Genomic DNA, 24776 nt, shown 5'->3' on the forward strand with positions numbered 1-24776 from the left:
GTCCCATGCTGTGGTACTGGCTGGTCGCCATTGTCCTGTTCATGCTGTTCCAGTCGGTGACCGACGTGATCACGTCGTCGCCGCTGGCATACAGCGAGTTCAAGGAGCTTTTGCATGGCGGCAAGGTCAACGAGGTCACGCTGGCGGAGACGACCGTGTCCGGCACGCTCAAGTCCGGCGGCCTCGACGCCATCCTGCCGAAGAACCGCGCCGAGTCCGTCAAGTGCAATGAGGACGGGCTGTGTCCGTTCAACGCCGTCCGCGTGGCCGATCCGGATCTCGTCAAGGACCTCGACGCGGCGCACGTGCGCTACTTCGGCCAGCAGCACAGTGAATGGCTGAGTACGTTGTTGTCGTGGGCGCTGCCGCTGCTCCTGCTGTTCTGGATGTGGGGCGCCATGGCGAAGCGGGGTGGCGTTGCGGCCGGGCTGTTTGACGTGGGCAAGAGCCGGGCCCGTGTGTACATGCAGAGCAAGACCGGCGTGAGTTTCAACGACGTGGCGGGCATCGACGAGGCGCGCGACGAGCTGATGGAGATCGTCGACTTCCTCAAGAGCCCGCAGCGCTATCGGCGGCTCGGCGGGCGCATTCCGAAAGGCGTGCTGATCGTCGGGCCGCCCGGCACCGGCAAGACCCTGCTGGCCCGGGCCGTGGCCGGCGAGGCCGGGGTGCCGTTCTTTTCGATCAGCGGCTCGGAATTCGTCGAGATGTTCGTCGGCGTCGGCGCGGCCCGCGTGCGCGACATGTTCGTGCAGGCGCAGAAGGTGGCGCCCTGCATCATCTTCATCGACGAGCTCGATGCGCTGGGCCGCGCGCGCGGCGTGGCGGGCGTCGTCGGCGGCTACAACGAGCAGGAGCAGACGCTCAACCAGTTGCTCGTCGAGATGGACGGTTTCGACACCAACAAGGGCGTGATCATCCTCGGCGCCACCAACCGCCCCGAGATCCTCGATCCGGCCCTGCTGCGCCCGGGCCGCTTCGACCGCCACGTCGCGCTCGACCGGCCGGACCTGAAGGGCCGCCAGAAGATCCTGCAGGTGCATGCCCGCGACGTCAGGCTGGCGCCGGACGTGGACCTGGCCGCCGTGGCTGCGAAGACGCCCGGCCTGGCCGGTGCCGACCTCGCCAACCTGGTCAACGAGGCGGCGCTGCTGGCCGCGCGGCGCGGCAAGGAGAGGGTCGAGCGCGGCGACCTGGAGGAAGCCGTCGACCGCGTCATCGCGGGCATGGAAAAGCGCTCGCGCCTGATCAATCCGATGGAAAAGGAAACGGTGGCCTTCCACGAGGCGGGGCACGCGCTGACGGCGGAATTCCGCGCGCATGCGGACCGCGTGGCGAAGGTGTCGATCATCCCCCGCGGCATCGCGGCGCTCGGCTATACGCAGCAGCTGCCGGCCGAGGACCGCTACCTGCTGAAGAAGAGCGAGCTGCTGGACCGGATGGACGTGCTGCTCGGCGGACGCGTGGCGGAGGAGCTGGTGTTCGGCGACCTCTCGACGGGGGCGCAGAACGACCTGCAGATGGCGACCGATCTCGCGCGCCACATGGTCGCGCAATACGGCATGAGCGAACGTATGGGCCTTGCGACGTTCGAGCAGCCTGCCGCCGCGCCCTATGCGCCGGCCCAGCCGCCGAATACGGCATACAGCGAACGTACGGCGCGCCTGATCGATGGGGAGATCGCGCGGCTGCTCGACGAAGCGCATGAACGCGTGCGCGTCACGCTGCGCGAGCAGCGCGTATTGCTGGATGCGCTGGCCCGCCAGCTGCTCGACCATGAGACCGTCGAGCGCGACGCGCTGCAGGCGCTCGTGCGCGAGCATGCGGCGCGGCCTGTCGCGGCACCGTCTGCGGCGCCGGCCGTGGGGCAGGTGGCGGACAGGCAGTCCGGACGGTGATCGGCACGGCGGCAAGGGCAGCATGGCGTCGCGCCGGTCAGGTTGTCTCCGCCGCCGGCGTTGCGCGCGCTGCTGGATGCGGCGCGCGCACGGCATCGACGACGCGCCGCGGCTCGATCCCGGCCAGGCAGGCCTGGTGGCCTTCCGGACACGTGCTCTTGTAGCAGAAGCGGCACGGCACATCGTGGAACAGGACGCGGCTGCGCACATTCCACGGCGTGTGCTGCGGGTTGGTCAGGGCGTACAGGTCGACGACCGGCGTGCCCACGGCGGCGGCCATGTGCGCCGGCCCCGTGTTGTTGGTCACGGCGACGGCCGCCAGGCGCAGCGCCGCGCCCAGCTCGCCCAGCGCCAGCCGGCCCGCGAGCGAGATCGCCGGCACGGCGCTGGCGAACTGGATGCCGTCGACGAGCTCGCTTTCCTCCGCGCTGCCCGTGAGCACGAGGGGCAGTTGCAGTTCCTGCGCGAGCAGGCGCACCACGTGGGCCCAGTGCGCGGCGGGATAGCGGCGCGAGGCCGCGCTGGCGCCCGGATGCAGCAGGATCCACGGCCGGTCCGGATCGATGCCGGCGGCGGCCAGGCGTGCCCGTGCCGCCGTAAAGTCCGCCGGACGGGGAACGAACGACAGGCCAAGGCCGGCGCTGCGGCAGCCGACCCGCTGCACGAGGGCCAGCTGGCGCTGGACTTCGTGCCGCACGAGCGTGGCCGGCTCGGGGTCGGGTACCCAGTCGCTCAGCAGGTCGTACGGGTTTTCGCGGCAGTGGGCCAGCCGCAGCGGGATGCCCGCCAGCTGGCACAGCAGGGCCGCCGGCAGCGCGCTCTGCGTGTAGGTCGTGAAGATCACGGCCGCGTCGAAGGCGCGCGCCGCCAGTGTGGCGATTGGCGCCGGCGCGGCGGCCCCGGTGGTGGCGGACCTGGCGGACTTCGTCCACGGCGCCGACCAGGCGATGGCGTCGTCCAGTTCGGGAACGAAGGGCAGGGCGGCGGCGCCGGATGCGGAGCTCAGCAGGGTCAGCGTGCGGCCCGGCACGGCCTGGCGCAGCGCGCGCATGGCCGGGGTGCACATCAGCACGTCCCCCAGCGAGTCGAGGCGCACGCACAGGATGCGCCGGGCGCGATGCCAAGGGGCGGTCATGGCGCGTCTCCATGGCTGGCGATCAGCACGGCGGCCGTGTACAGGTCGGGGGCCATGCGCGTCGGCACGCGGCGGGGGCCGAGCCGCCATTCGGTCTCGTTGCCGTTGTCGATGAGGATGGTGCGGCAGCCGGCCCGGTTGCCGGCCTCGACGTCGTGCAGGATGTCACCCACCATCCACGACGCCCGCAGGTCGATGTCGTGCTCGTGCGCCGCCTTGAGCAGCAGGCCCGGCAGCGGCTTGCGGCAATGGCATTCGGCCGACCAGGGCGCGACCGTGCCTTCCGGATGATGCGGGCAGACATAGAAGCCGTCGAGCGCCAGGTGTTCGCGCAGCAGCAGGTCGCGTATGCGGGCGCTGACGGTGTCCATCGCGGCCGCGGCGAAGCGCCCGAAGGCGATGCCCGGCTGGTTGGTGACGACGAACAGCCGGTAGCCGAGGCGCACCAGCAGGCGCAGCGCCGGGCCGGCGCCGCGGCACAGCGTGATGCACGCGGGCTCCACGTTGTGGGGCAGGTCGGGTACGAGCGTCCCGTCCTTGTCGAGAAATATGGCTTTCACGGCGCGGCTTTCATGAGGACACAAGTCAGGGCCATGAAGTTTCCTGCATGGGCAGCACGGTCATTTCCGCGATCACGCTTTCGCGCGGCAGCAGCAGCGCGTGCCGGATCGCCTGGGCCACGCTGGCGGGATCCTGCAGGCGGGTCGGATCGAGGTCGGGGAAGCGGTCGAGCAGGAACGGCGTCCGCATCCCGCCCGCGACGACGGCCGTGACGCGGATGCCGTGCGGCCGCAGTTCGGCATGCAGCGCATGCGACAGCCCGAGCAGTCCCCATTTGCTGGCGTGGTAGGCGCTCGCATTCGGCCAGGCCCGCTTGGCCGCCGTGGAGGCCACGTTGACGATGTCGCCGCTGCCCTGGCTGCGCATGTGCGCGGCCGCGTGCTTGGCCAGCAGGAACGGCCCGTTCAGGTTCGTGTTGATGACGCGCAGCCAGTCCTGCTCGGACAGGTCGGACAGCGGCAAGGTCACGTCCGTGCCGGCGTTGTTGACGAGGATGTCGATGCGGCCCATCGTCGCGACGCAGCGTTCGACGGCGGCGCGCGCGGCGCCCGGGTCGCCGACGTCGAGGGCCAGCGCGCTGGCGCGTACGCCGTGGCCGAGCAGGGCCGGCATGGCCAGCTGCAGCGCGTCGGCGCGGATGTCGGCGGCCACGAGGTCGCATCCTTCCGCCGCCAGCACGGCGGCCAGCGCGGCGCCGAGCCCGCTGGCGGCGCCTGTGACGAGTGCGACCCTGCCGTGCAGGGGCCGCTGCCAGCGGACCGGATCCGGGGCCGGGTCGGGCAGTGCATCCACGGACGGTTGCGCCGTGATGGACGGGGAGGCGTTGAGGTCGGCCATGCTTACTCCTGGGGTTGGGTCACGGCGATGGGGGCGCGCGCTTCGGCGAGGACGGCGGCATAGATGGCCGCGACCTGCTGGGCGACGGTGCGCCAGGTGTAATGGCGGTAGGCGCGGCGCAGCCCGGCTTCGCCCATCGCGCGCGCGCGCACGGGATCGCGCTGCAGGCGGGCGAGGTGCGCGGCCAGCGCCTGCGGGTCGCGCGCCGGCACGAGGAAGCCGGTGGTGCCGTCGACGACGGTGCTCTTGATGCCGCCCACGTCGGCGCCGACGACGGGCCGGGCGCAGGCCATCGCCTCGACGGGCGTGATGCCGAACGGTTCGTACCACGGCGTCGTGGCGAACACGTCCGCGGCGCCGTACCAGACCCGCAGCGCCGCGCGCGACTGCTGGCCGGCGAACTGCACGTGGCCGGCAATGCCCAGCGTGTCGGCGAGGGCGCGCAGCCGGGCCAGTTCCGCGCCGTCGCGCCCGCCCGGCTGCGCGTCGCCGCCGACCACGAGCAGTCCGGCGTCGATGCCGTACGCGGCGCGCAGCAGCGCGACGGCCTCGATCACCGTGTCCACGCCCTTGCGCGGCACCATGCGGCCCAGCTGGAGCACGGTGAAGCGGTCGGGGGCCAGCGCCAGCGCGGCACGGGCCTCGTCGCGCGGCATGGGCCACAGCTCGTCGGGATCGAAGCCGCACGGCGCGATCGCGATGCGTCCGCCGCTGGCGCCGTACAGGCGCTCCATGTCCTGCCGGTCCTGCTGGCATTCCGCGATGATGCGGTCGGCGTGCCGCATCAGGCTGCTTTCGATACGGGTGCGCGCCGCCGGAAACGCATCCGCCGTACCCTGCGCGAGGCGGCGTACGCGGCCGAGCGCGTGGAAGGTGATCACGAACGGCAGGCCCAGCGCCTGCTTGAGGTGGCGGGCGACCATGCCGGACATGAAGAAGTTCGCGTGCACGATGTCGTACGGGGCCGGCTGGTGGCGGGCGAAGCGGGCCGCGAAGCGGGAGAAGGACGGGATGTGCGGCAGCATCTGCTCCTTGGGGACGTAATGGGCCGGTCCCGCCGGCACGTTGACGACGCGCAGGTTTTCGCGCCAGCGCACGAGCTGCTTCTGTTTCGCGTCGTCGCGGCGGGTGAAGACGTCGACGAGGTGGCCTGCCAGCGCCAGTTCGCGCGCGAGGTGCGCGACGTAGACGTTCTGGCCGCCGCAATCGATGCTGCCCGGTGCCGCGAGCGGCGACGCGTGGTCGCTGATGAGGGCGATGCGGCGTCGGCCGGCAGGGTGGGCCGGACGGGGCGTGGCGGCTGCGGCGCGTGGCCGGTCGTCGAGTTTCATGGCGGCGGTCAGCTGGTCACGGCGCGCAGCGCGGCATCCCAGTCGGCGCTGAAGCGGGCGATGGCGAAGCGTTCGCGCGCCCGCAGCTGCGCGGCCTCGCCGAGGCTGCGGGCCAGGCCGGCGTCGCCGAGCAGCGCGCGCATGGCGATGGCGAGCTGGCGCGTGTCGGTCACGGCGAACCCGGAGACGCCGTGCTCGATCACGGTCGCCATTTCGGCGGTCGCCAGTGCGACGACGGGCATGCCGATCGTCATGGCTTCGATCACGGACAGGCTGAGGCTGGAATAGCGGACGGGCGAGAACAGGAACCGGTACGCGGCGGCGAACGCGGGCAGTTGCGGATGGTCGACCTCGCCCAGGCCGCCCAGCTCCGTCGCGCCCATGCCGACGAGGTCGAGGGGCAGGGTCGTGCGCAGGCGGCCGAACAGGTCCGCGCCCATGCGCCGGCCGCGCCGCGCCAGGTGGTTCGTGATCACGAGGCCCCGCTCGACGTCGCCGCGCCAGCGCACGCCGTCGGGCACGGCGACGCCATGCTCGATGACGCGCGTCGGCGTGCGGCCGCTGTCCCACATCAGGTCGTTGAACGGCGTGACGTGCACGAGCAGCACGGCGGGATCGTCGACCGGGTGGCGCACGTCGGTCGGCCATTGCGGCCGGCGAGCGTCAGCGGCGATGTCGTCCGGGGGCAGCGAGGGCGGATCGTGCTCCAGGTAGATGCGGGGCAGCGCGCGCTGGGCGGGCGTGAGGAGTTCGTACTGGTCGCGTTCCCAGTGATGATCTTCCTGGAACAGGATGCAGTCGAAGGCCTGCGTGCGCGCCTGGTCGGCGGGCAGGTCGCGGACGTTCGGGCCGAACGGGAAGGGGCCGCAGCGGCCGCCGTAGCCGGGCGGCCGGCCCGGTTTCACCAGCACGTGGAAGTCGTGCGGCGCATGGGACAGGTAGTACAGGTAGCTGCCATGCGTGTGCCACGTCAGGACGTTCAGGCGGCGCATGACGCCTCCATGGCCCGTATGGAGGCGGCACTAAGCTCGTGTGCAATCCCGTTCTGGTTTGGCATGCTTCGCTCGCGGTCTGAATGTGACAGGTTCGACCGCGAGCGAAATGGCTGGGTTCCGGAACTAGCCCGGAGCTTGAATCTGGATCAAGGATGGCTCAGGGCTTGCGCTTGAAGCCGGTATCGTCGTCCATGTTGTCGTCGCCGTGCAGCTTGTTGGCGAAGCCGGGGCTGCGCGGGTAGGCGCCGGCGGCATCGTTCGACTTGTGCACGGGCGGGCCGTTGTGGGAACCGGTCTGCGAGCCCTGGCGGTCGGTGCTTGCGGCGCCCGTGTTGCCCGGCGAGCGCGGCAGGCCGCCGGCCACGTCGTTCGACTGGTGCACGCCGCCCACGTCCGAGTTCTGGTTCGACATCGAGCGCGAGCCGGCCACGTCCAGCTGTGTGTTGCCGCGCTGGGCTTCATGGCCGCCGGTGGCGCCCGGTCCCGGCATGCCGCCGCCCTGCGTGGAGCCCGATGCCGACTGGCGGTTGCCCATCGAGCCGCGCGGCGGCTGCGACGGCAGTTCGCTGCGCGGGCCGTGCATGCCGCCGCCCTGCGTGTGCGTGGAGGCCTGCAGGTTGCCGCGCGAGTCCGAGAGCGAGCCGCCGTGCAGGTCTGGCTGGGCGGCACTCTGGGAGGCCAGGTTGCCGCGCACGACGTCGCGGTGCATGTCGTGTTGCCGGTTCAGATCCACGCCCGAGTCTTTCGGACGGTGTCCGACAGCCTGTTCCAGTAAGCCGTAGGCGCCGGACTTCTGTTCCATCTGGCGCTGGTGGCTGTCCGTAATGCCTTGCACTGCGCCGGAGCCGCCGTTGATCTGGTTGTCCATCGAGCCGCCGGGAATGCCGGCATCCTCGCCATACTCGCGGCCGCCCACGCCGCCCTGGCCGCCCATGATGTCGCGTTGCTGGTTGCCCTGCTGCGGTACGCCGGTGCCTTGCGGATACGTGTGGTCGAGCGGCTGGCCGCGGTCGGCGCTGGCGCCCTCGGACCCGGGCGTCCATTTTTCATTGGCGCCGTTGTTCGTCTGGTTGTTCGCTTCGCTGCGTTGGTTCGCGTCCATGGTCGTCTCCTTTCGATCTGGAATTGAGATGATGCGCGTCCAGAGGCGACTTCAGTATAGGAAGACGTTGCGGTTATATGTAGGACGATTACCGACGAGTTATTTACGACTGGAAGTATTGTTTCGAGAGTGAATTTTCTGTGTCACATTGTCCTACAAAGTCATCTGAAATGCTCCTATAGTCTCATCTAGACGGCATGCCTAAGATGTTTTCCGACCGAGCGCTCATCCGATGGCATCGGCAGGCCTGCCGCGGGACGCGGCGGTTTCAACTGCAACGAGGAGAGAACATCATGGCATCCAGCAATCAAGGCAACAAACAAAGCGGCGGTACCAAGAACCGCGGTTTCGCATCGATGGATCCGGAGCGTCAGCGCCAGATCGCCAGCGAGGGTGGCAAGGCCGCCCACCAGAAGGGCACCGCCCACGAGTTCACCTCGGAAGAGGCACGTCGCGCAGGCAGCATGAGCCATGGCAACCGCCAGTCGGCTTCGGGCTCGTCGTCGCGCAGCTCGTCCAAGGGCAACAAGCAGTAATCCCACGCAACGGGACGGTGGCGGTGCCGTCCCTCTGCCAAGTTTCCACACGGGGAGCACGAGCTCCCCGTTTTGCATTTCTTTAACACAATTCTTAAATGGGATGGGGTAGAATCCTCGGGCTTTCAACCACTTAGCCCATAGGAATTCGTCGTGAAATCAGCGGTCATCCGTCAAGTCAAGAGCATGTCCATGTCGTGCGACCGGGTCGGCAACCTGTTGTTGACCAAGTTTTCCGCACACGGCGCGAGCGACGTCGCCGTCTTCGTGCCGGCATCGATCGTGTTCTGGCTCCTGAAGCACCTGCCGGTGAACCAGGATCCGAACCTGCAGCCGCCGCCGGCCGGTCCGCAGATCACCCAGTGGGACTGGGATCACCCGAACATCCCGCGCGCGTTCACCGTGCAGTGCAAGGTCTTGCCGGGCAAGATCAGCATGACGTACAACCTCGACCGCAAACCGGACCTGACCGTCGTCCTCGACCGCAGCAACGTCGAGCTGATGCGCCAGATCATGCTGGCCTACAGCAAGGACCTGATCGACCTCGACGCGTAAGCCGAAGCGTCCGGCCGTCAGTGATGGCCGGCGGGCGTGGGCTCGGCTATCATGCGGTCTTTGACCGCTTTTCGAGGAACCCGCCCATGCCCATCAAGATCAGCCAGCTGTTCGATTCCGGTGCGATCGACGTCGTCCAGGCCACCGACCCGCGCCAGATCGACCTCAAGCTGCGCAAGGATTCTTCAGCCGACATCCACCAGTGGTTCCACTTCCGCCTGCAGGGCGCGCGCGGCCAGGCCTGCACGATCCGCTTCCTGAACGCGGGCCAGGCGACGTATCCGAAGGGCTTCGAGGGCTACCAGGTGGCGGCCAGCTACGACACCGAGAACTGGTTCCGGGTTCCGACGTCCTTCGACGGCCAGGTCATGACCGTCAACCACACCCCCGAGCTGGACAGCATTTATTACGCCTATTTCGAGCCCTACACCTGGGAGCGCCACCTGCGCCTGCTCGGTGAAGTGGCGGAGAACCCGGTCGCGCGCGTGCACGACATCGGCACGACCGTCGACGGCCGCGACATGAACCTCGTCGTGGTCGGCAATCCGCAGGCCGAGAAGAAGATCTGGGTGATCGCGCGCCAGCATCCGGGCGAGACGATGGCCGAGTGGTTCGTCGAGGGCATGATGGATGCGCTGCTCGACAATTCGAACCCGATCTCGCGCAAGCTGCTGCAGCGTGCCGTGTTCTACATCGTGCCGAACATGAATCCGGATGGTTCCGTCCGAGGCAATTTGCGCACGAACGCGGCCGGCGCGAACCTGAACCGTGAGTGGATGACGCCGTCGCCCGAGCGCAGCCCGGAAGTGCTGTGCGTGAAGAACAAGATCCACGAGACGGGCGTCGACATGTTCTTCGACATCCACGGCGACGAGGCGCTGCCGTACAACTTCGTGGCCGGCAGCGAGATGCTGGAAGACTTCACGCCGGAGCGCCTGGCCGCCCAGAACGCGTTCATCGAGCGCTACATGGCCGCCAGCCCCGACTTCCAGAACGTCTACGGCTATGCCGCGAGCAAGTACAACGAGGAACTGCTGACCCTGGCCTCGAAGTACATCGGCCACACGTTCAAATGCCTGTCGCTGACCCTGGAGATGCCGTTCAAGGACAACGCCAACCTGCCCGACCCGTACGTCGGCTGGAACGGCGCCCGCAGCGCCGCGCTGGGTGCCGCGATGCTGCAGCCGATCCTGCAATCGCTGGACGACTGACATGGGCGTCGAGATCGAACGCAAGTTCCTGCTGGCGCATGAAGGCTGGCGCGGGCGGGGCGTCCCGACGCGCATGCGCCAGGGCTACCTGGTGGCGGATGCCGTGCGAACCGTGCGCGTGCGCATCGAGGGCGAGCGGGCCGTCATCACCATCAAGGGAAAAAGCACCGGCGCGTCCCGCGGCGAGTGGGAATACGAGATCCCCGTGGCGGACGCGACGGAGCTGCTCGACGGCCTGTGCGAGCAGCCGCAGGTGGAAAAGATCCGCCACCGCATCGAGCACGCGGGCCACACGTGGGAAGTCGACGAATTCCTCGGCCTGAATGCCGGGCTCGTCGTCGCGGAGATCGAACTCGATGCCGAGGACGAAGCGTTCGAGAAGCCGGACTGGATCGGCCAGGAAGTGACGGGCGAGAAGCGCTACTACAACTCCAGCCTGATCCGGATGCCGTACGCGCAGTGGCAGGTAAAGCCGTGAAGCGGCCATGAAGCGCCGCGCGCTGCTCGCGTTGGCCGTGTGCGCAATGGCCACGGCGCATGCCGCCACGCTGCCGAAGCCCAAAGCGGAGCCGTCGTACTTTCCGCCGGCCGGCGAGTGGGCCCACAAGACGCCGGGCCAGCTGGGCATCGACGCCGCCAGGCTGCGCGACGCCGTCGCGTACGCGCAGACGCACGAGACGGCGCGGGCCCGCGACTTTTCCGACCAGAGACAGACGTTCGGCGAGCCGCTCGGTTCGCTGCCGTCGAAACGCGCACCGACGAATGGCATCGTCATCTACAAGGGCTATGTCGTGGCGGAATTCGGCGACACGCACTTCGTCGACCCGACGTATTCCGTCGCGAAGAGCATGTTGTCGACGGTCGCCGGCGTCGCCCTGCGCGACGGCAGGATCGCGGACCTCGACCAGCCCGTCGCCGCGACCGTGAAGGACGGCGGCTACGACTCGCCGCATAACGCGCCGATCACGTGGAAGCACCACCTGCAGCAGGAATCCGAGTGGGAAGGCAGCATGTGGGGCAAGAACGCGGACTTTGTCGGCCACGACGCGTTCGGTGCGGGCGAGCGCAAGCCGCGCACATTCCAGGATCCGGGCACGTTCTACGAATACAACGACGTGCGCATCAACCGCTTCGCGCTGTCGCTGCTGCGCGTGTTCGGCAGGCCCGTCCCGGACGTGTTCCAGGACGAGGTCATGGACCCCATCGGCGCGTCGCACCAGTGGAAGTGGGTGCCGTACACCAACAGCTACGTGGACATGAATGGCAAGCTCGTGGCGTCCGTCAGCGGCGGGACGCGCTGGGGCGGCGGCATGTGGATCGATTCGTGGGACATGGCGCGCTTCGGCTATCTGTGGCTGCGCCAGGGCAATTGGAACGGCCGCCAGATCGTGCCCAAGGACTATGTGAAGGCGGCACTGACGCCCAGCGCCCACGGGCCCGACTACGGTTATCTGTGGTGGCTGAACACGGAGGGCAAGAACCTGCCTGGGCTGGCGCCGACGGCATTCGCGGCGCTGGGCGCGGGCAGCAACGACATCGTGGTGTCGCCCGAGCATGATCTCGTGATCGTGTGGCGCTGGCATGCGGGCAATCCGGCCGAGTTCGCCAAACGCGTGATCGCGGCGCTGCCGGTCCGGTAATCGGCCCGGCACTGCCGTTTTTTGTAGTTTTTGAGGCGTTTTTTTTAGCGACGACAGGCCGTACCGGGCGAGAATCGGCCCCATCGATCACTTTGCGATGGGGACACGATGCGGGACGCCCGTACGACGATGGACTTGCCGGTGGCGCCGGACGCGCGGCAGGCAGCGGCCCGGTATTACCGTCCCGAACTGGACGTGTTGCGCTTCATCGCGTTCCTGTTCGTCTTCATGACGCACCGCACCGACCTGGCGCCCATCGACCAGGCGCGGCATCCGTGGTTCCATGCGTTCGCGCAGGTCGGCGTGTATGGCGTGCCGGTGTTTTTTTTCCTGAGCGCCTTCCTGATCACCGAATTGCTGGAGCGGGAACGGAGCGCGACCGGCACCATCGACGTGCGCGCCTTTTATATCAGGCGCATTTTGCGGATCTGGCCCCTGTATTTCCTGGTCTTTTTCGGGCTCGTCCTGCTCAACCAGGTCCTGCCCGGCGCCGGCGCGGACTCGCCCGCCAAATGGCTGTTCTTCATGCTGTTTGCCGGGAACTGGTACATCACGTTCAACGGCTGGATCGAATATCCCGTCAATCCGATGTGGAGCCTGTCGGTCGAGGAGCAGTTCTACATCGTCATCCCGCTCCTCGCCTCGCTCGGACGCCGCGCGCTCGTGGCGGTCAACGTCGCCGTCCTCGCCGTGTCGTACGGCGTGATCGCCTGGTATGCGCGCGGATTCACCACGCCGCCCGGCTTCAGCGGCCAATGGACCAACAGCTTCGTGCACTTCCAGTTCTTCGCGGGCGGCATGTTGCTGGCGCTGGCCTTGCGCGGCCGCCGGCCCGACTGGCATATCGCCGCGCGGGCCGGCCTGTGGATCGCCGCCATCGCCGCCTGGCTGGTCGCCTCGGCCGTGTGCGGGATCAAGGCCGATTATCCCCATTCGACCGTGACGGAAAGCCTGGCTGGCTGGGGCCTCGTGCTGGCCGGCGCCGCGCTCATGCTGGTCGCGACGCTCGGCACGCCGCAGCGGTTCCTGCCCGCCCCGCTGGTCTACCTCGGGCGCATTTCGTACGGCCTCTACCTGACCCACATCTTTTTCTTCTGGCTCGTGTACGACAAGTTCAAGCCGTGGCTGGCCGGCCTCGGCGACGACGCCGGCATGCTGCTCGCCTTTGCCGCGACCGTGGCCGTGGCCTCCGTGCTGTACCGGACGTTCGAAACCCCGTTCCTGCGCCTGAAACGACGCTTCACCCGGGTACCATCGCGCGACTGATACCCCTGCATTAATCCAGTCCACATCGCGCCCGAAGTGCGCTAGCATGCCGGCGTACCCCACCACAAGGCGCCGACCATGTCCGAACACGATCCCGAACTCATCTCCGCCAGCCTCGCGCCCGATTCCGAGGCGCGCGCCGCCATCGACCTGGCCACGCGGGGCCACCAGATCTTTCCCGTCCTGGGCGCGGACGACATCCAGCGCCTGCGCCGCTTCGGCATGTGCCGCACGTGGCCGGACGGGGCTACCGTGTTCCGTGCCTGCGTGGATTCGCCGGGCATGGTCGTCGTGCTGGCGGGGCGGTTGTCGTGCAGCCGGACGGACGCGCTCGGCAAGCGGGTCGAGGTCGTCGAGTACGGGCCCGGCCAGTTCAGCGGCGAAGTGGCGCAATTGTCGGGCCGGCCGCCGCTCGCGGACGGCTTCGCGGTGGGCGAGCTGGAAGCCCTCGTGCTCGACGCGGAATGCCTGCGCGCCGTGATCGTGGCCGAGGCCGAACTGGGCGAGCGCCTGATGCGCGCGTTCATCCTGCGCCGTGTGCAGCTCATCAACAACAAGCCGGGCGGCCCCATCCTGATCGGGCCGAACGCCCACGCAGGGCTGTTCGAGCTCGAGAATTTCCTGTCGCGCAATGCCTACCCGTACACGCGGCGCGATCCGGCCACGGACCCGGAAGCGGCCCAGCTCGTGCGCGAGCACTGGCGCAACGAGTCCGACTGGCCGCTCGTCGCGCTGCCGGACGGCTTCGTGCTGAAGAACCCGACCCTGGCCGAAGTGGGCCGCTGCCTCGGCACCTTGCCCCGCATCGAACGGGGGACCGTGTTCGACGTGCTGGTCGTGGGCGCCGGGCCGTCCGGCCTCGCGACGGCCGTGTATGCCGCCTCCGAGGGCCTGCGCGTGATGGTGCTGGACCAGCGTTCCTATGGCGGCCAGGCCGGGGCCAGCGCGCGCATCGAGAATTTCCTCGGCTTCCCGACCGGGATCTCCGGCCGCGCGCTCGCGGGCCGCTCGTACGTGCAGGCCCTGAAATTCGGCGCCGAGGTCGCGATTCCCGCGCAGGCCACGCGCCTGCTGTGCCACGAGCGGCCGCTGAAGGTGGAAATGGATGACGGCACCTGCCTGCAGGCCAGGGCCGTCGTGCTGGCGTCGGGCGCGCGCTACCGCAAGCCGGACCTGCCCAACCTGGCGCAGTTCGAAGGCCGCGGCGTGTACTACTGGGCATCGCCGGTGGAAGCGCGGCTGTGCCGCAACGAAGCCGTCATGCTCGTGGGCGGCGGTAATTCCGCCGGGCAGGCCGCGGTCTTCCTCGCGGCGCACGCGACCGAGGTGCACATGCTCGTACGCCGGGGGCTGGAAGCGACGATGTCGAGCTACCTGATCGAACGCATCGCGGCCACGCCCAACATCCATTTGCACACGCGGCGCGAGATCGCCGCGCTGGAGGGCGACGACAATGGCCTGAGCGCCGTGCGCTGCCGCAGCATCGACGGCGACGACGAGCGTGCGTTCGCCGTGCGCCGGCTGTTCCTGTTCATCGGCGCCGATCCGAACAGCGACTGGCTGCACGAGTGCGGCGTCGAACTGGACGACAAGGGCTTCGTGCTGACGGGCGCCGACACGCGCGCGGAACACGGCGCCCGTTCGCTGGAGACGAGCGTCGACGGCGTGTTTGCCGTGGGCGACCTGCGGGCCGGCTCGACCAAGCGCGTGGCCGCGGCGGCGGGCGAGGGGGCGGCGGCCGTGTCGCAGATTCACGGTTATCTGGCGACATTGGCCGAGCGCTGACCCACGGCGCATGGCGAAACAAGGTTGAGTTGAACCTTCTAGATGACAGCAGGCATAATGCGCCCGCAAGCGGCCGACCGTCCTTCGGCCCAGCCCGAGGAGTGCAATGGCCTTTTCCGTACTGTCATCATCCAGCATGCGCGGCGTGTGCGTCGCCGCAGTCTTGCTGTGCCCGCTCGTGGCCCATGGCGACGACGCCCAGGCACGCCGCCTGCGCGACATCGGCGCCATGGCCCGCTTCGTGCCGGACGAGGCATCGCGCCGGCTGCGCGCGATGGAGTGGGAAATGGCCACCGCCCCCGCGGCGCTGCGGACGGACTTCCTGTACCACTACAGCACCGCCGAGCGCGGCATCGGCGACCTGACGCATGCGCTGACCCTGGCCGACCAGCTCGTCACGTATGGCCGGCGCAACCATGACAACGTCGCCCTGGCGAAAGGCCTGATCGGGCGCGCCAACACGCTTTATTTGCGGGAAGAACTGGCCGCGTCGCACGCCACGGCGTTCGAGGCGGAACGGGTCGCCCTGGCGACGGACGACGTCCCGACCAAGGTGCTGGCGACGATCGCCGCCGGGCAATCGTTCCAGGAGGAGGGCAATTATCCGGAGGCGCTGGCGAAACTGCATGCCGCCGTCGACATGGCGCGCCACATCAAGGATGACGCCGCGCCGCTGGCCAGTGCGCTGCACACGCTGGTGCAGCTGTACCTGAACACGGGCGATTTCGACAAGGGGTGGGAGGCGCAGCGGGAAGCGCTGGCCGTGGCCAGGCAGATGGCCTCCCCGGGCTATATCGCGACGGCGCTGGGCGACGAGTTCGCGCTGGCCGTCGAGCAGAAAGCGTTCGCGCGGGCCCGGCGCGCCCTGTTCGAGGAACTCGCTCTCGAACGCAGCATGGGCGCCCGCCAGATGGTGGCGACCACGCTCGTCAACCTGTCGGATTGCTACCTGAAGGAGGGCCGGTTCCGCGAGGCCCAGACCTATGCCGCGCAGGCGCTGGAGGCCGCCCTCGACGCCAGGAGCAACAACGACGCCGCCACGGCCCGCGTCAACCTGGGCCAGGCGCTGCTCGGACAAGGCCACCTGGCCGAGGGCAAGCGGCACTTCGAAGCCGGTCTCGCCACCTATGAAAAGCAGGACGACAAGCCCGAACTGCTGGCGGTGCTGCGCGAGTATGGCTACGCGCTGGAGCATGCCGGCGACTACAAGGGCGCCGTCGACGCGTACAACCGCGAGCGCAAGCTGTCGAGCGAGATCTTCGCCGAGCAGCGCCAGAAGGCGTTGATGGAGCTGCAGCAGAAGTACGAGGCCGAGAACAAGCAGCGCCGGATCGACGCGCTGCGCCAGGAGAACCGGGCCACGAAGGCGGAGCTGGACAACCGCCGGCTGCATCAACGCATCTGGTGGATGCTCGCCATCGTCTTCGGGCTGGCGTCGGTGGTCGTCGGCCTGCTGTACCGGAAAGTGCGCCGCGCCAACGCCGAGCTGGAAGAGAAGAACCAGCAATTGAAACGGCAGGGCGCGCTCGATCCGCTCACGCTGCTGTACAACCGCCGCCATTTCCAGGAATTCATGGCCCGGACCGGCAACGAGCGCCGCACGGACGGCGACGGGACCATCGGGGGCTTGTTCCTGCTGGACGTCGACCGGTTCAAGGACATCAACGACACGCTGGGCCATGCGGCCGGCGACGCCGTGCTGAAGACCGTTGCGCACAACCTGCGCCTGGCACTCCGCGAGACCGACATGATCGTGCGCTGGGGCGGCGAGGAATTCCTCGTGTTCGTGCCGTCGGTCGCGCGCGACGGCCTGGACGAGGTGGCGCTGCGCATCCTGCACGGCATCTCGTCGCATGTTGCCGAGCATCGGGGGACGCGGGTTCCGGTCAGCGTGTCGGTCGGGTTCGCGCCGTTTCCAGTGGCGCTCGACGGCACGGCACTGACCTGGGAACAGGTCGTCAACCTCGCGGACATGGCCTTGTACCAGGCCAAGGCGCGCGGCCGCAACTGCGCGTGCGGCGTGTTCGGCTTTCCCGACGGCGCCCCGGCGACGCTGGAGCCGATCGAGCGCGACCTGGAAGAGGCCTGGCGCCAGGGATGGGTCGACCTGTCGGTGGTGCCGGGCGACGTCGAATACACGATGCCGGTGCGGTCGCGCGCGTGACGCTTGTCCTCCTGTTCAGCCGCCCGGCAGGTCGCGCTCGAGTTCGGCGACCTGCGCGAGCCAGCGCGCGACGACGTCCAGCTCGTCCGGCGTGAACCCGGCCGTCAGGCGCGCGTTCAGGTCCCGCAGCACGGCGTGGGCCTGGCGGCTCGCGTCCTGCCCCTGCGCGGTCAGCCTTGCCCAGGCGCTGTTGCCAAGAACCGGGGTCAGAGCCCGGTTTTAATCAATTTCCTCGAGGCTCAACAGGTTTGCTTGATGGATCTTGCCAAAAAAAGGGCTCTGACCCCGGTTTTCCAAAACAAAACCCGGCGCATGGCCGGGTCTTGTGGTTGAGGCGCTGCCGCGCGTCAGTGGAAGTGCTCGTTCCCCGCCGGCGTGTCTTCCGGCATTTCGGCATGGACGAGCTCGCCGCTCGGGTCGGCGAACAGCGGCGCGCCGCAGTCGTCGCAGTATTCCGCGACATAGCGTTCGCCGATGCGCTTGACGTGGGTGATGCCGACCTCGTTCAGGTGCTTGACGATCTCGTCCAGCGGCGCGAGAGGGCGGTCGCCGCCGCCGGCCGGGCCTTCCATCGGCGTGCCATCCTCGTCTTCCTGGCCGTACAGCGGCCAGACGATGCCGTAGACGACGTCCGGCGACTGGCGCAACGTGAAGCCGACGCGGTATTCGTCGACCTGGCTGTCGTTGACTTCGTCGCCGAAGCCGGCCACGACCGCGCGCAGGTCGTTCGGTTCGACACCCAGCGTATTGGTCAGGTAGTGGACCGCGGCGCGGATCGATACCGGCCGGATCAGTTTATCGGCCTCGCGGCACGCGACGTAATACGCTTCCGGCAGCAGCAGATCGACGCCGCAGCCCGGCAGCAGGCGCGCGATGTTCGGGCCCGCCTGGGCGCGCCATTGCTCGAGACAGTTCTCGCGCTCGGCTTCGAAATTGATGTGGTGCTGCGGTTCCTGCCAGCGGAACAGCGGGGCGCCCACCGGGGCCACGACGGCCACGAGCAGGTAGCGCGTGTCGGCCAGGAATTGCGACGTGTCCGGGCCGGGCGCGGCCGGCTTCACCGTCGAGCCCTTGTGGGCGGCGGCGGCGAGCTTGTGCGTCAGGCCATAGGTCTCGGCATGGGTGCGCGGCAACTGGTCGATCGAGTACAAGGTCGGCGCGATGGCCAGCTTCGTGTTGTCGGCCAGCAGATGGGCGGAGAAGTGCGCCGTCAGCGTGCTCAGGATGTCGCCGGGGATCGTGCCGGACGCGATCGAGAAACGGGTCCAGGCCAGGATCGGCGCAGCCACGAGCAGCACCTGCCACGTGGTCTCGGTACCGTCCTTGGCCTGCTCGGTCATCGTCGAGGACTCGCTGACCGCCTCGACGCCATCCATCAGGACGTCGTAGACCGCGAGGTCGCCCTTGAACAGGACGTTGAGGGCGGCGTCGATGCTGTCCTGGTGGTTCGTCTTGAGCAGCTTCTGCAGCTGCGTGTCGAGGTTGCGTTCCCAGGTCCGTTCTTCAACGCGGCTGGCGGCCTGCACGATGGCGTTGCTGATGCTGATGAGACGCTGGCTTTCTGCCGAAAGTTTGGGTGAGTCTTTGGAAGGGCGACGCATACGCTTGAGGAGTCTCTTCAGTAAGGTGATTCGTATTCTTGGTTGACATCTCGGGTCATGATAAACCCTTATCCCCGACATTGTAGTTGATTCGCCCATCCCCCAGTAACACGACGGCAAGATTGCCGGCGTCGCATTCCTGCCTCACCCCCGTATTTATTGGCCTTTGTGCTTGCTAAAAGTACTAATCGGAATCATAATGCGAATCGTTCTCATTCATGTTCCTGCTAAGTTCCTATTGATGACGGCGCGGCGAGACGCCCGGCAGGGCAACACCCCACACACCATGACCACGAAGAAAAACAACACCTCTTTCATCACCAGCCGCAAGCATTCCCGCACGTTGCCGACCCCTGCACTGGCCATGCTCGCGTCGCTGGCGCTGCCCGCCGTTGCCCATGCCGGTCCGGACGTCACCCCGGATCCGACGATCCCGAGCGTCCAGGTGATGGGTGCCAACCAGCAGCAGCCCACCTCGGCCAACACCAAATTCACCGCACCGCTGCTCGACACGCCGAAATCCGTCACGATCGTGCCGGCCGAGGTCATCGCGCAGACGGGCGCCACGTCGCTGACGGATGCGCTGCGCACCGTGCCCGGCATTACCATCGGCGCGGCCGAAGGCGGCAATCCGGTCGGCGACAACATGTTTATTCGCGGCTACAACGCCCAGACGGACACGTACATCGACGGCATCCGCGACGCCGGTTCGCAGTCGCGCGAGATCTTCGCCGTGGAGCAGGTCGAAGTCGTGAAGGGCCCGAACTCGGCGCTGGGCGGCCGCTCGTCGGCCGGCGGCGGCGTCAACCTGATCACGAAGACGGCGCAGTCGTATGACTTCAACCATGCCAGCATCGGCCTCGGCACGGACAAATACCGCCGCGTCACGGGCGACTTCAACCGCAACATCGGCAGCAACAGCGCGTTCCGCCTGAACGTGATTGCGCACGAGAACGACGTGCCGGGCCGCGACGTCGTCGGCGGCAAGCGCTGGGGCGTGGCGCCGACCGTGACGTTCGGCCTGACCGGTCCGACGCGCGCCATCGTCAGCGTCTACCACCTGACCTCGCACGAGATCCCGGACACGGGCATCCCGTTCAACAACCCGGTCACGACCGGCACCAACGTGTCGAAGAACGGCAACGGTACCCCGTTCAACGTCGACCGCTCGACGTTCTACGGCCTCGCCAACCGCGACTTCCGCGACACGAAGAGCGACATCGCGACGATCGACCTGCGCCACGAACTGGCCAATGGCATCACGCTGCGCAACGTCACGCGCTACGGCAAGTCGAACAACGACTACGTGTGGACCCAGCCGGACGACTCGAAGGGCAACACGGTCCTGTACGGCACCGTCTGGCGCCGCGCCAACACCCGCGCGACGGAGACCCGCACGGCGTCGAACGTGTCGAGCATCTCGGGCAAGTTCGACACGGCCGCCATCAAGCATGCGTACAACGCGGGCATCGAGTTCGACCGCGAGACGACCGACCGCGCCGCCTACGTGTTCACGCCGGGCACGAACAACCCGCTGACGAACACGTTCACCTGCCCGACGTCGGGCGCCGCGACGCTGTACAACTGCACGACGCTCGTCGACCCGAACCCGTACGACCCGTGGGCCTATACCCGCAGCGTGTCGGGCGCGCTGACGCACGTGAACACGAAGACGAAGGCGGCGTACGCGTTCGACACGATCGAATTCAACCCGCAATGGCAATTGAACCTGGGTGCGCGCTACGACGACTTCCAGACGACGCTGAACACGCTGGCGACGTCGTCGACGGCGGCTGTGACGGCGCACGTCGACAGCACCTTCTGGAGCTGGCAGACGGGCCTCGTCTACAAGCCGGCGTCGAACGGCAGCATCTACCTGGCCTACGCGACGTCGGCGACCCCGCCGGGCAACGACGGCGGCGACGGCCTGGACGCGCTCACCGTGGCCGTGCAGAACCTGCAGCCCCAGCGCAGCAAGAACTTCGAGCTGGGCACCAAGTGGGACGTGATGCCGGGCGGACGCCTCTCGCTGACGGCGGCCGTCTTCAAGAGCACGATGAACAATGCCCGCGTGACGGCGCCGGACGGCACGACGCAGAACGTCGGCCGCAAGGAAATCAGGGGCGTCGAGCTGGGCTTCTCGGGCAAGCTGTCGTCGCAGTGGAGCGTGTTCGGCGGCTATACGTACCTGGACGCGGAAATCGCGGACAACGGCTACCTGAACATCGGCACGACCGCGAAACCCGTGTACGTCGCCTCGCCGTACAACGGCAACCGCTTCCCGACGACGCCCAGGCACTCGGCCTCGCTATGGACGACGTATGCCGCCACGAAGGAGCTGACGTTCGGCATGGGCCTGAACTCGATGGCCATGGTGTACGCAAACGTCAACAACAACAAGTGGGTGCCGGGCTATACCCGCTTCGACGCAATGGCCAGCTACGCGCTGAACAAGGACGTCAGCCTGCAGCTGAACGTGCAGAACCTGACCGACAAGCTGTACTTCGACAAGGTCTCGTCGCCGCACTACGCGGGCGTGGGGCCGGGCCGCTCGGCCACGCTGTCGGCCAACGTCAAGTTCTGATCGGGAGGCGCAGTCCATGCTGCTCCATATTCCAGGCGTGCTGACCGCGGACCAGGTGAAGGCCATGCGCGCGCGCCTGGATGCGACGGACTGGATCGACGGCCGCGCGAGCGTCGGGAGCCAGGGCGCGCAGGTCAAGCGCAACCGCCAGCTGGCGGAGGGTTCTCCGCTCGCGCTGGAGCTGGGCCAGATCGTCAGCGCCGCGCTGATGGCGAACCCGCTGTTCTTTTCGAGCGTGCTCCCGCTGCGCATCCTGCCGCCGTTCTTCAACAGCTACGCGGGCGGGGAACACTACGGCCTGCACATTGACGGCGCCATCCGCGCGCAGCGGGGCGGATCACCCGTGCGCTCGGACGTCTCGTGCACCGTGTTCCTGAGCGATCCGGACGAGTACGAGGGCGGCGAGCTGACGGTCGTCGACACGTACGGCACGCATGAAGTGAAGCTGCCGGCGGGCGATGCGATCGTCTATCCGTCGTCGAGCGTGCACGAAGTGAAGCCGGTGACGCGCGGCGAGCGCGTGGCGTCGTTCCTGTGGGTGCAGAGCATGGTGCGCGACGACTGGAAGCGGGCGATGCTGCTGGAGCTGGATACCAATATCCAGGCCTTGCGCGCGAAGCATGGCGATGGGGCGGAGATGGTGGCGCTGACCGGCCACTATCACAACCTGCTGCGGATGTGGGCGGAAACCTAGGAGGGCAGGGCAGGGGTCAGAGCCCGGTGTTTCTTTTGGGGCTCTGACCCCGGTGCTTAGAGGCGTCGCGTCAGACCACCGGTGTAGAGAAATGGCGCCGCGTCAGGCCACCGGGGTCAGAGCCCAACCATCAACACCGGGCTCTGACCCCTAGGCTCTGACCCCTCTGTTTAAGCTGCCAGCAACTGGCGCAGCACGAACGGCAGAATGCCGCCATGCTTGTAGTAATCCACTTCGATCGGCGTATCGATGCGCAGCAGGACCGAGGTTTCCCTGGTCGAGCCGTCGGCGCGGTGGATCACGAGGGTCGCCTGCATCTGCGGACGGATCTCGCCTTCCAGGCCCTTGAGGTCATACGTCTCGTTGCCGGTGATGCCCAGGGTGTCGACGCTGTCGTCGCCCAGGAACTGCAGCGGCAGCACGCCCATGCCGACCAGGTTCGAACGGTGGATGCGCTCGAACGAACGCGCGATCACGGCCTTGACGCCCAGCAGCTGGGTGCCCTTGGCGGCCCAGTCGCGCGAGGAGCCGGTGCCGTACTCTTCGCCCGCGAAGATCATCGTCGGGGTGCCTTCCGCGATGTACTTCATGGCCGCGTCGTAGATCGACAGCTGTTCGCCGCTCGGCTGGTGGATCGTGATGCCGCCTTCGACTGCCGAACCGTCGGCCTTCGGCGGGATCATCCTGTTCTTGATGCGGACGTTCGCGAACGTACCGCGCATCATGATCTCGTGGTTGCCGCGGCGCGAGCCGTACGAGTTGAAGTCGGCCTTGATGACGCCGTGGTCCTTCAGCCATTTACCGGCCGGACCGTCTTCCTTGATCGAACCGGCCGGGGAGATGTGGTCGGTGGTGATCGAGTCGCCGAACACGCCCAGCGCGCGCGCATTGGCGATGCCGGCGGCGGCCGCCTTCGGGGTCATCTCGAAGTCGCCGAAGAACGGCGGCTCGGCGATGTAGGTCGACTCCGGCCAGTCGTAGACCTGGCCCGATACCGACGACACGGCTTCCCACAGCGCGCCCGGGTTGCCCTTGACGTCGGCGTAGTTGGCCTTGAAGACGTCCGAGTTCATCGCGAGCTTCATCAGGTCGTGGATCTCCTGCGAGGTCGGCCAGATGTCGCCCAGGTAGACGTCGACGCCGTCCGCGCCCTTGCCGACTGGTTCCGTCATCAGGTCGCGCGTGACGTTGCCGGCGATCGCGTAGGCGACGACCAGCGGCGGCGAGGCCAGGAAGTTGGAGCGGATGTTCGGGTGGATGCGCGCTTCGAAGTTGCGGTTGCCCGACAGGACGGCGGCGGCGATGATGTCGTTCGACGTGATCGCGGCGTTCAGTTCCGGGGTCAGGTCGCCGGCGTTGCCGATGCAGGTGGTGCAGCCGTACGCGGTCAAGCCGAAGCCCAGCTGCGTCAGGTAAGGCAGCAGGCCGGCCGCTTCCAGGTAGTTGGTGACGACGCGCGAGCCCGGCGCCAGCGACGACTTGATGTGCGGTGCGACGGTCAGGCCTTTTTCGACGGCCTTCTTGGCCAGCAGGCCCGCGGCCAGCATCACGCTCGGGTTCGACGTGTTGGTGCACGACGTGATCGCGGCGATCAGCACGTCGCCGTTCTTCACGCGCACGCCGTTGGTCGTCTCGTACACCTTCGACAGGTCTTCCGGCGACTTGTTGAAGCCGTTTTCGCTCGTCGGCTTGGAGAACAGCTCGGCGAAGTTGTGCTTCACGTTGCCCAGTTCGATGCGGTCCTGCGGGCGCTTCGGGCCGGCCAGCGACGGGGTGACGGTCGACAGGTCCAGGTGCAGCACGCGGGTGTAGTCGATCTCGCCTTCCTTCGGGATGCCGAACAGTTGCTGGGCCTTGAAGTAGTTCTCGAAGGCGGCCAGTTCTTCTTCCGTGCGGCCGGTGCCGCGGAAGTAGTCGACGGTCTTCTCGTCGACCGGGAAGAAGCCCATCGTCGCGCCGTATTCCGGTGCCATGTTGCCGATGGTGGCGCGGTCGGTGGTCGACAGCGAGGCGGTGCCTTCGCCGAAGAATTCCACGAACTTGCCGACGACTTTTTCCTTGCGCAGCATCTCGGTGATGGTCAGCACCAGGTCGGTCGCGGTGCAGCCTTCGCGCAGCACGCCGGTCAGGTTGACGCCGATGACGTCCGGGGTCAGGAAGTAGACCGGCTGGCCCAGCATGCCGGCTTCCGCCTCGATGCCACCCACGCCCCAGCCCACGACGCCGACGCCGTTGATCATGGTGGTGTGCGAGTCCGTGCCGACCAGGGTGTCCGGGTAGTACATCGAACCGTTCTTCATCACGCCGCGCGCGAGGTATTCCAGGTTGACCTGGTGGACGATGCCGAAGCCCGGGGGCACGACGCCGAACGTGTCGAACGCCTGCATGCCCCACTTCATGAACTGGTAGCGCTCGTTATTGCGCTGGAACTCGATCTTCATGTTCAGGTCGAGCGCGTCCGGGGTGCGGAAGTGGTCGATCGTGACCGAGTGGTCGACGACCAGGTCCACCGGGACGAGCGGCTCGATCTTCTTCGGATCGGCGCCGGTCTTGGCGGCCACGTCGCGCATCGCGGCCAGGTCGGCCAGCAGCGGCACGCCGGTGAAGTCCTGCAGGACGACGCGGGCGACGACGAACGGGATCTCTTCGGTGCGGGCGGCGGTCGGGCCCCAGTTCGCCAGCTGGCGGACGTGTTCTTCGGTCACCTTCTTGCCGTCGCAGTTGCGCAGCACGGATTCGAGGACGATACGGATCGACACCGGCAGGCGCGACAGGTTCACGCCCAGCGACTCGGCCAGGGCCGGCAGCGAGTGGAACTGGCCGGTCTGTCCGCCCGCGAGCGGGAATTCCTTCAGCGTATTCAACGTGTTCTGAGACATTC

The 24776-nt window shown here is 67.8% G+C and carries 19 protein-coding genes; 11 read left to right on the forward strand and 8 right to left on the reverse strand.

What is annotated here, in order from left to right; genetic code table 11:
- The first annotated feature begins 5 nt into the window (after positions 1 to 5).
- Entirely contained in the window at positions 6 to 1898 is a 1893-nt protein-coding gene (gene ftsH / locus ACEN98_RS10030; protein ID WP_413385972.1) for an ATP-dependent zinc metalloprotease FtsH, read from the forward strand.
- Positions 1899 to 1935: 37 nt separating this feature from the next.
- On the opposite strand, the gene ACEN98_RS10035 is transcribed toward ftsH, so the two are convergent.
- The 6 genes from ACEN98_RS10035 to ACEN98_RS10060 form a co-directional block, all read right to left on the reverse strand.
- Positions 1936 to 3033, reverse strand: a complete 1098-nt coding sequence (locus ACEN98_RS10035; protein ID WP_413383933.1) for a glycosyltransferase family 9 protein — start codon at positions 3031 to 3033, stop codon at positions 1936 to 1938.
- Positions 3030 to 3593, reverse strand: coding sequence for a D-glycero-alpha-D-manno-heptose-1,7-bisphosphate 7-phosphatase (locus ACEN98_RS10040; RefSeq protein WP_413383935.1), 564 nt, complete (start codon positions 3591 to 3593; stop codon positions 3030 to 3032). The genes ACEN98_RS10035 and ACEN98_RS10040 overlap by 4 nt, the downstream gene beginning before the upstream one ends.
- Before the next feature lie 25 nt (positions 3594 to 3618).
- Positions 3619 to 4431, reverse strand: coding sequence for an SDR family oxidoreductase (locus tag ACEN98_RS10045; RefSeq protein WP_413383938.1), 813 nt, complete (start codon positions 4429 to 4431; stop codon positions 3619 to 3621).
- A gap of 2 nt (positions 4432 to 4433) precedes the next feature.
- The gene (locus ACEN98_RS10050) at positions 4434 to 5762 is read right to left on the reverse strand and encodes a glycosyltransferase (RefSeq protein WP_413383940.1); all 1329 of its coding nucleotides are present in this window, start codon (positions 5760 to 5762) and stop codon (positions 4434 to 4436) included.
- An 8-nt stretch (positions 5763 to 5770) separates the two neighbouring features.
- The gene (locus ACEN98_RS10055) at positions 5771 to 6754 is read right to left on the reverse strand and encodes a glycosyltransferase (protein ID WP_413383942.1); all 984 of its coding nucleotides are present in this window, start codon (positions 6752 to 6754) and stop codon (positions 5771 to 5773) included.
- A 160-nt stretch (positions 6755 to 6914) separates the two neighbouring features.
- The gene (locus ACEN98_RS10060) at positions 6915 to 7859 is read right to left on the reverse strand and encodes a hypothetical protein (RefSeq protein WP_413383945.1); all 945 of its coding nucleotides are present in this window, start codon (positions 7857 to 7859) and stop codon (positions 6915 to 6917) included.
- Positions 7860 to 8152: 293 nt separating this feature from the next.
- Here ACEN98_RS10060 and ACEN98_RS10065 point away from each other — a divergent pair, with 293 nt between their 5' ends.
- The 8 genes from ACEN98_RS10065 (at position 8153) to ACEN98_RS10100 (ending at position 17016) form a co-directional block, all read left to right on the forward strand.
- On the forward strand, positions 8153 to 8395 hold the full coding sequence (locus tag ACEN98_RS10065) for a KGG domain-containing protein (protein ID WP_052170513.1): 243 nt from the start codon (positions 8153 to 8155) through the stop codon (positions 8393 to 8395).
- A 153-nt stretch (positions 8396 to 8548) separates the two neighbouring features.
- On the forward strand, positions 8549 to 8950 hold the full coding sequence (locus ACEN98_RS10070; protein WP_259452807.1) for a hypothetical protein: 402 nt from the start codon (positions 8549 to 8551) through the stop codon (positions 8948 to 8950).
- Positions 8951 to 9036: 86 nt separating this feature from the next.
- Positions 9037 to 10161 (forward strand): M14-type cytosolic carboxypeptidase, encoded by a 1125-nt coding sequence (locus ACEN98_RS10075; protein WP_413340611.1) that lies wholly within the window; start codon positions 9037 to 9039, stop codon positions 10159 to 10161.
- A 1-nt stretch (position 10162) separates the two neighbouring features.
- Positions 10163 to 10639, forward strand: coding sequence for a CYTH domain-containing protein (locus ACEN98_RS10080; RefSeq protein ID WP_413383947.1), 477 nt, complete (start codon positions 10163 to 10165; stop codon positions 10637 to 10639).
- A gap of 7 nt (positions 10640 to 10646) precedes the next feature.
- Positions 10647 to 11801, forward strand: a complete 1155-nt coding sequence (locus tag ACEN98_RS10085) for a serine hydrolase domain-containing protein (protein ID WP_413383949.1) — start codon at positions 10647 to 10649, stop codon at positions 11799 to 11801.
- Between the two features lie 108 nt (positions 11802 to 11909).
- On the forward strand, positions 11910 to 13067 hold the full coding sequence (locus tag ACEN98_RS10090) for an acyltransferase family protein (RefSeq protein ID WP_413383951.1): 1158 nt from the start codon (positions 11910 to 11912) through the stop codon (positions 13065 to 13067).
- A 78-nt stretch (positions 13068 to 13145) separates the two neighbouring features.
- The gene (locus tag ACEN98_RS10095; RefSeq protein WP_413383953.1) at positions 13146 to 14852 is read left to right on the forward strand and encodes an FAD-dependent oxidoreductase; all 1707 of its coding nucleotides are present in this window, start codon (positions 13146 to 13148) and stop codon (positions 14850 to 14852) included.
- 106 nt (positions 14853 to 14958) lie between these two features.
- Positions 14959 to 17016, forward strand: coding sequence for a diguanylate cyclase (locus ACEN98_RS10100; protein ID WP_413383955.1), 2058 nt, complete (start codon positions 14959 to 14961; stop codon positions 17014 to 17016).
- Positions 17017 to 17363: 347 nt separating this feature from the next.
- Here ACEN98_RS10100 and ACEN98_RS10105 read toward each other — a convergent pair whose 3' ends face one another.
- Complete coding sequence (locus ACEN98_RS10105) at positions 17364 to 18617, reverse strand: DUF2863 family protein (protein ID WP_413383957.1); 1254 nt, start codon at positions 18615 to 18617, stop codon at positions 17364 to 17366.
- A 286-nt stretch (positions 18618 to 18903) separates the two neighbouring features.
- Between ACEN98_RS10105 and ACEN98_RS10110 the strand changes: the two genes are divergently transcribed.
- Both ACEN98_RS10110 and ACEN98_RS10115 read left to right on the forward strand, forming a co-directional pair.
- Complete coding sequence (locus ACEN98_RS10110; RefSeq protein ID WP_413383959.1) at positions 18904 to 21201, forward strand: TonB-dependent receptor; 2298 nt, start codon at positions 18904 to 18906, stop codon at positions 21199 to 21201.
- Positions 21202 to 21217: 16 nt separating this feature from the next.
- Positions 21218 to 21895 carry a Fe2+-dependent dioxygenase gene (locus ACEN98_RS10115; RefSeq protein ID WP_413383961.1) on the forward strand — a complete coding sequence of 226 codons (678 nt, stop codon included), beginning with the start codon at positions 21218 to 21220 and terminating at the stop codon, positions 21893 to 21895.
- A gap of 170 nt (positions 21896 to 22065) precedes the next feature.
- On the opposite strand, the gene acnA is transcribed toward ACEN98_RS10115, so the two are convergent.
- Entirely contained in the window at positions 22066 to 24774 is a 2709-nt protein-coding gene (acnA, locus tag ACEN98_RS10120) for an aconitate hydratase AcnA (RefSeq protein WP_413383963.1), read from the reverse strand.
- Between the last annotated feature and the right edge of the window lie 2 nt (positions 24775 to 24776).

This window comes from Massilia sp. CT11-137, assembly GCF_047302885.1.
GTDB lineage: Bacteria > Pseudomonadota > Gammaproteobacteria > Burkholderiales > Burkholderiaceae_D > Telluria > Telluria orientalis.

What these genes read in the sequence shown, in the direction of transcription:
- ftsH (WP_413385972.1), top strand. Translation starts at nt 6, where the DNA reads ATGCTGTGGTACTGGCTGGTCGCCATTGTCCTGTTCATGCTGTTCCAG.
- ACEN98_RS10035 (WP_413383933.1), bottom strand. Translation starts at nt 3,033, where the DNA reads ATGACCGCCCCTTGGCATCGCGCCCGGCGCATCCTGTGCGTGCGCCTC.
- ACEN98_RS10045 (WP_413383938.1), bottom strand. Translation starts at nt 4,431, where the DNA reads ATGGCCGACCTCAACGCCTCCCCGTCCATCACGGCGCAACCGTCCGTG.
- ACEN98_RS10050 (WP_413383940.1), bottom strand. Translation starts at nt 5,762, where the DNA reads ATGAAACTCGACGACCGGCCACGCGCCGCAGCCGCCACGCCCCGTCCG.
- ACEN98_RS10055 (WP_413383942.1), bottom strand. Translation starts at nt 6,754, where the DNA reads ATGCGCCGCCTGAACGTCCTGACGTGGCACACGCATGGCAGCTACCTG.
- ACEN98_RS10060 (WP_413383945.1), bottom strand. Translation starts at nt 7,859, where the DNA reads ATGGACGCGAACCAACGCAGCGAAGCGAACAACCAGACGAACAACGGC.
- ACEN98_RS10065 (WP_052170513.1), top strand. Translation starts at nt 8,153, where the DNA reads ATGGCATCCAGCAATCAAGGCAACAAACAAAGCGGCGGTACCAAGAAC.
- ACEN98_RS10075 (WP_413340611.1), top strand. Translation starts at nt 9,037, where the DNA reads ATGCCCATCAAGATCAGCCAGCTGTTCGATTCCGGTGCGATCGACGTC.
- ACEN98_RS10080 (WP_413383947.1), top strand. Translation starts at nt 10,163, where the DNA reads ATGGGCGTCGAGATCGAACGCAAGTTCCTGCTGGCGCATGAAGGCTGG.
- ACEN98_RS10085 (WP_413383949.1), top strand. Translation starts at nt 10,647, where the DNA reads ATGAAGCGCCGCGCGCTGCTCGCGTTGGCCGTGTGCGCAATGGCCACG.
- ACEN98_RS10090 (WP_413383951.1), top strand. Translation starts at nt 11,910, where the DNA reads ATGCGGGACGCCCGTACGACGATGGACTTGCCGGTGGCGCCGGACGCG.
- ACEN98_RS10095 (WP_413383953.1), top strand. Translation starts at nt 13,146, where the DNA reads ATGTCCGAACACGATCCCGAACTCATCTCCGCCAGCCTCGCGCCCGAT.
- ACEN98_RS10100 (WP_413383955.1), top strand. Translation starts at nt 14,959, where the DNA reads ATGGCCTTTTCCGTACTGTCATCATCCAGCATGCGCGGCGTGTGCGTC.
- ACEN98_RS10105 (WP_413383957.1), bottom strand. Translation starts at nt 18,617, where the DNA reads ATGCGTCGCCCTTCCAAAGACTCACCCAAACTTTCGGCAGAAAGCCAG.
- ACEN98_RS10110 (WP_413383959.1), top strand. Translation starts at nt 18,904, where the DNA reads ATGACCACGAAGAAAAACAACACCTCTTTCATCACCAGCCGCAAGCAT.
- ACEN98_RS10115 (WP_413383961.1), top strand. Translation starts at nt 21,218, where the DNA reads ATGCTGCTCCATATTCCAGGCGTGCTGACCGCGGACCAGGTGAAGGCC.
- acnA (WP_413383963.1), bottom strand. Translation starts at nt 24,774, where the DNA reads ATGTCTCAGAACACGTTGAATACGCTGAAGGAATTCCCGCTCGCGGGC.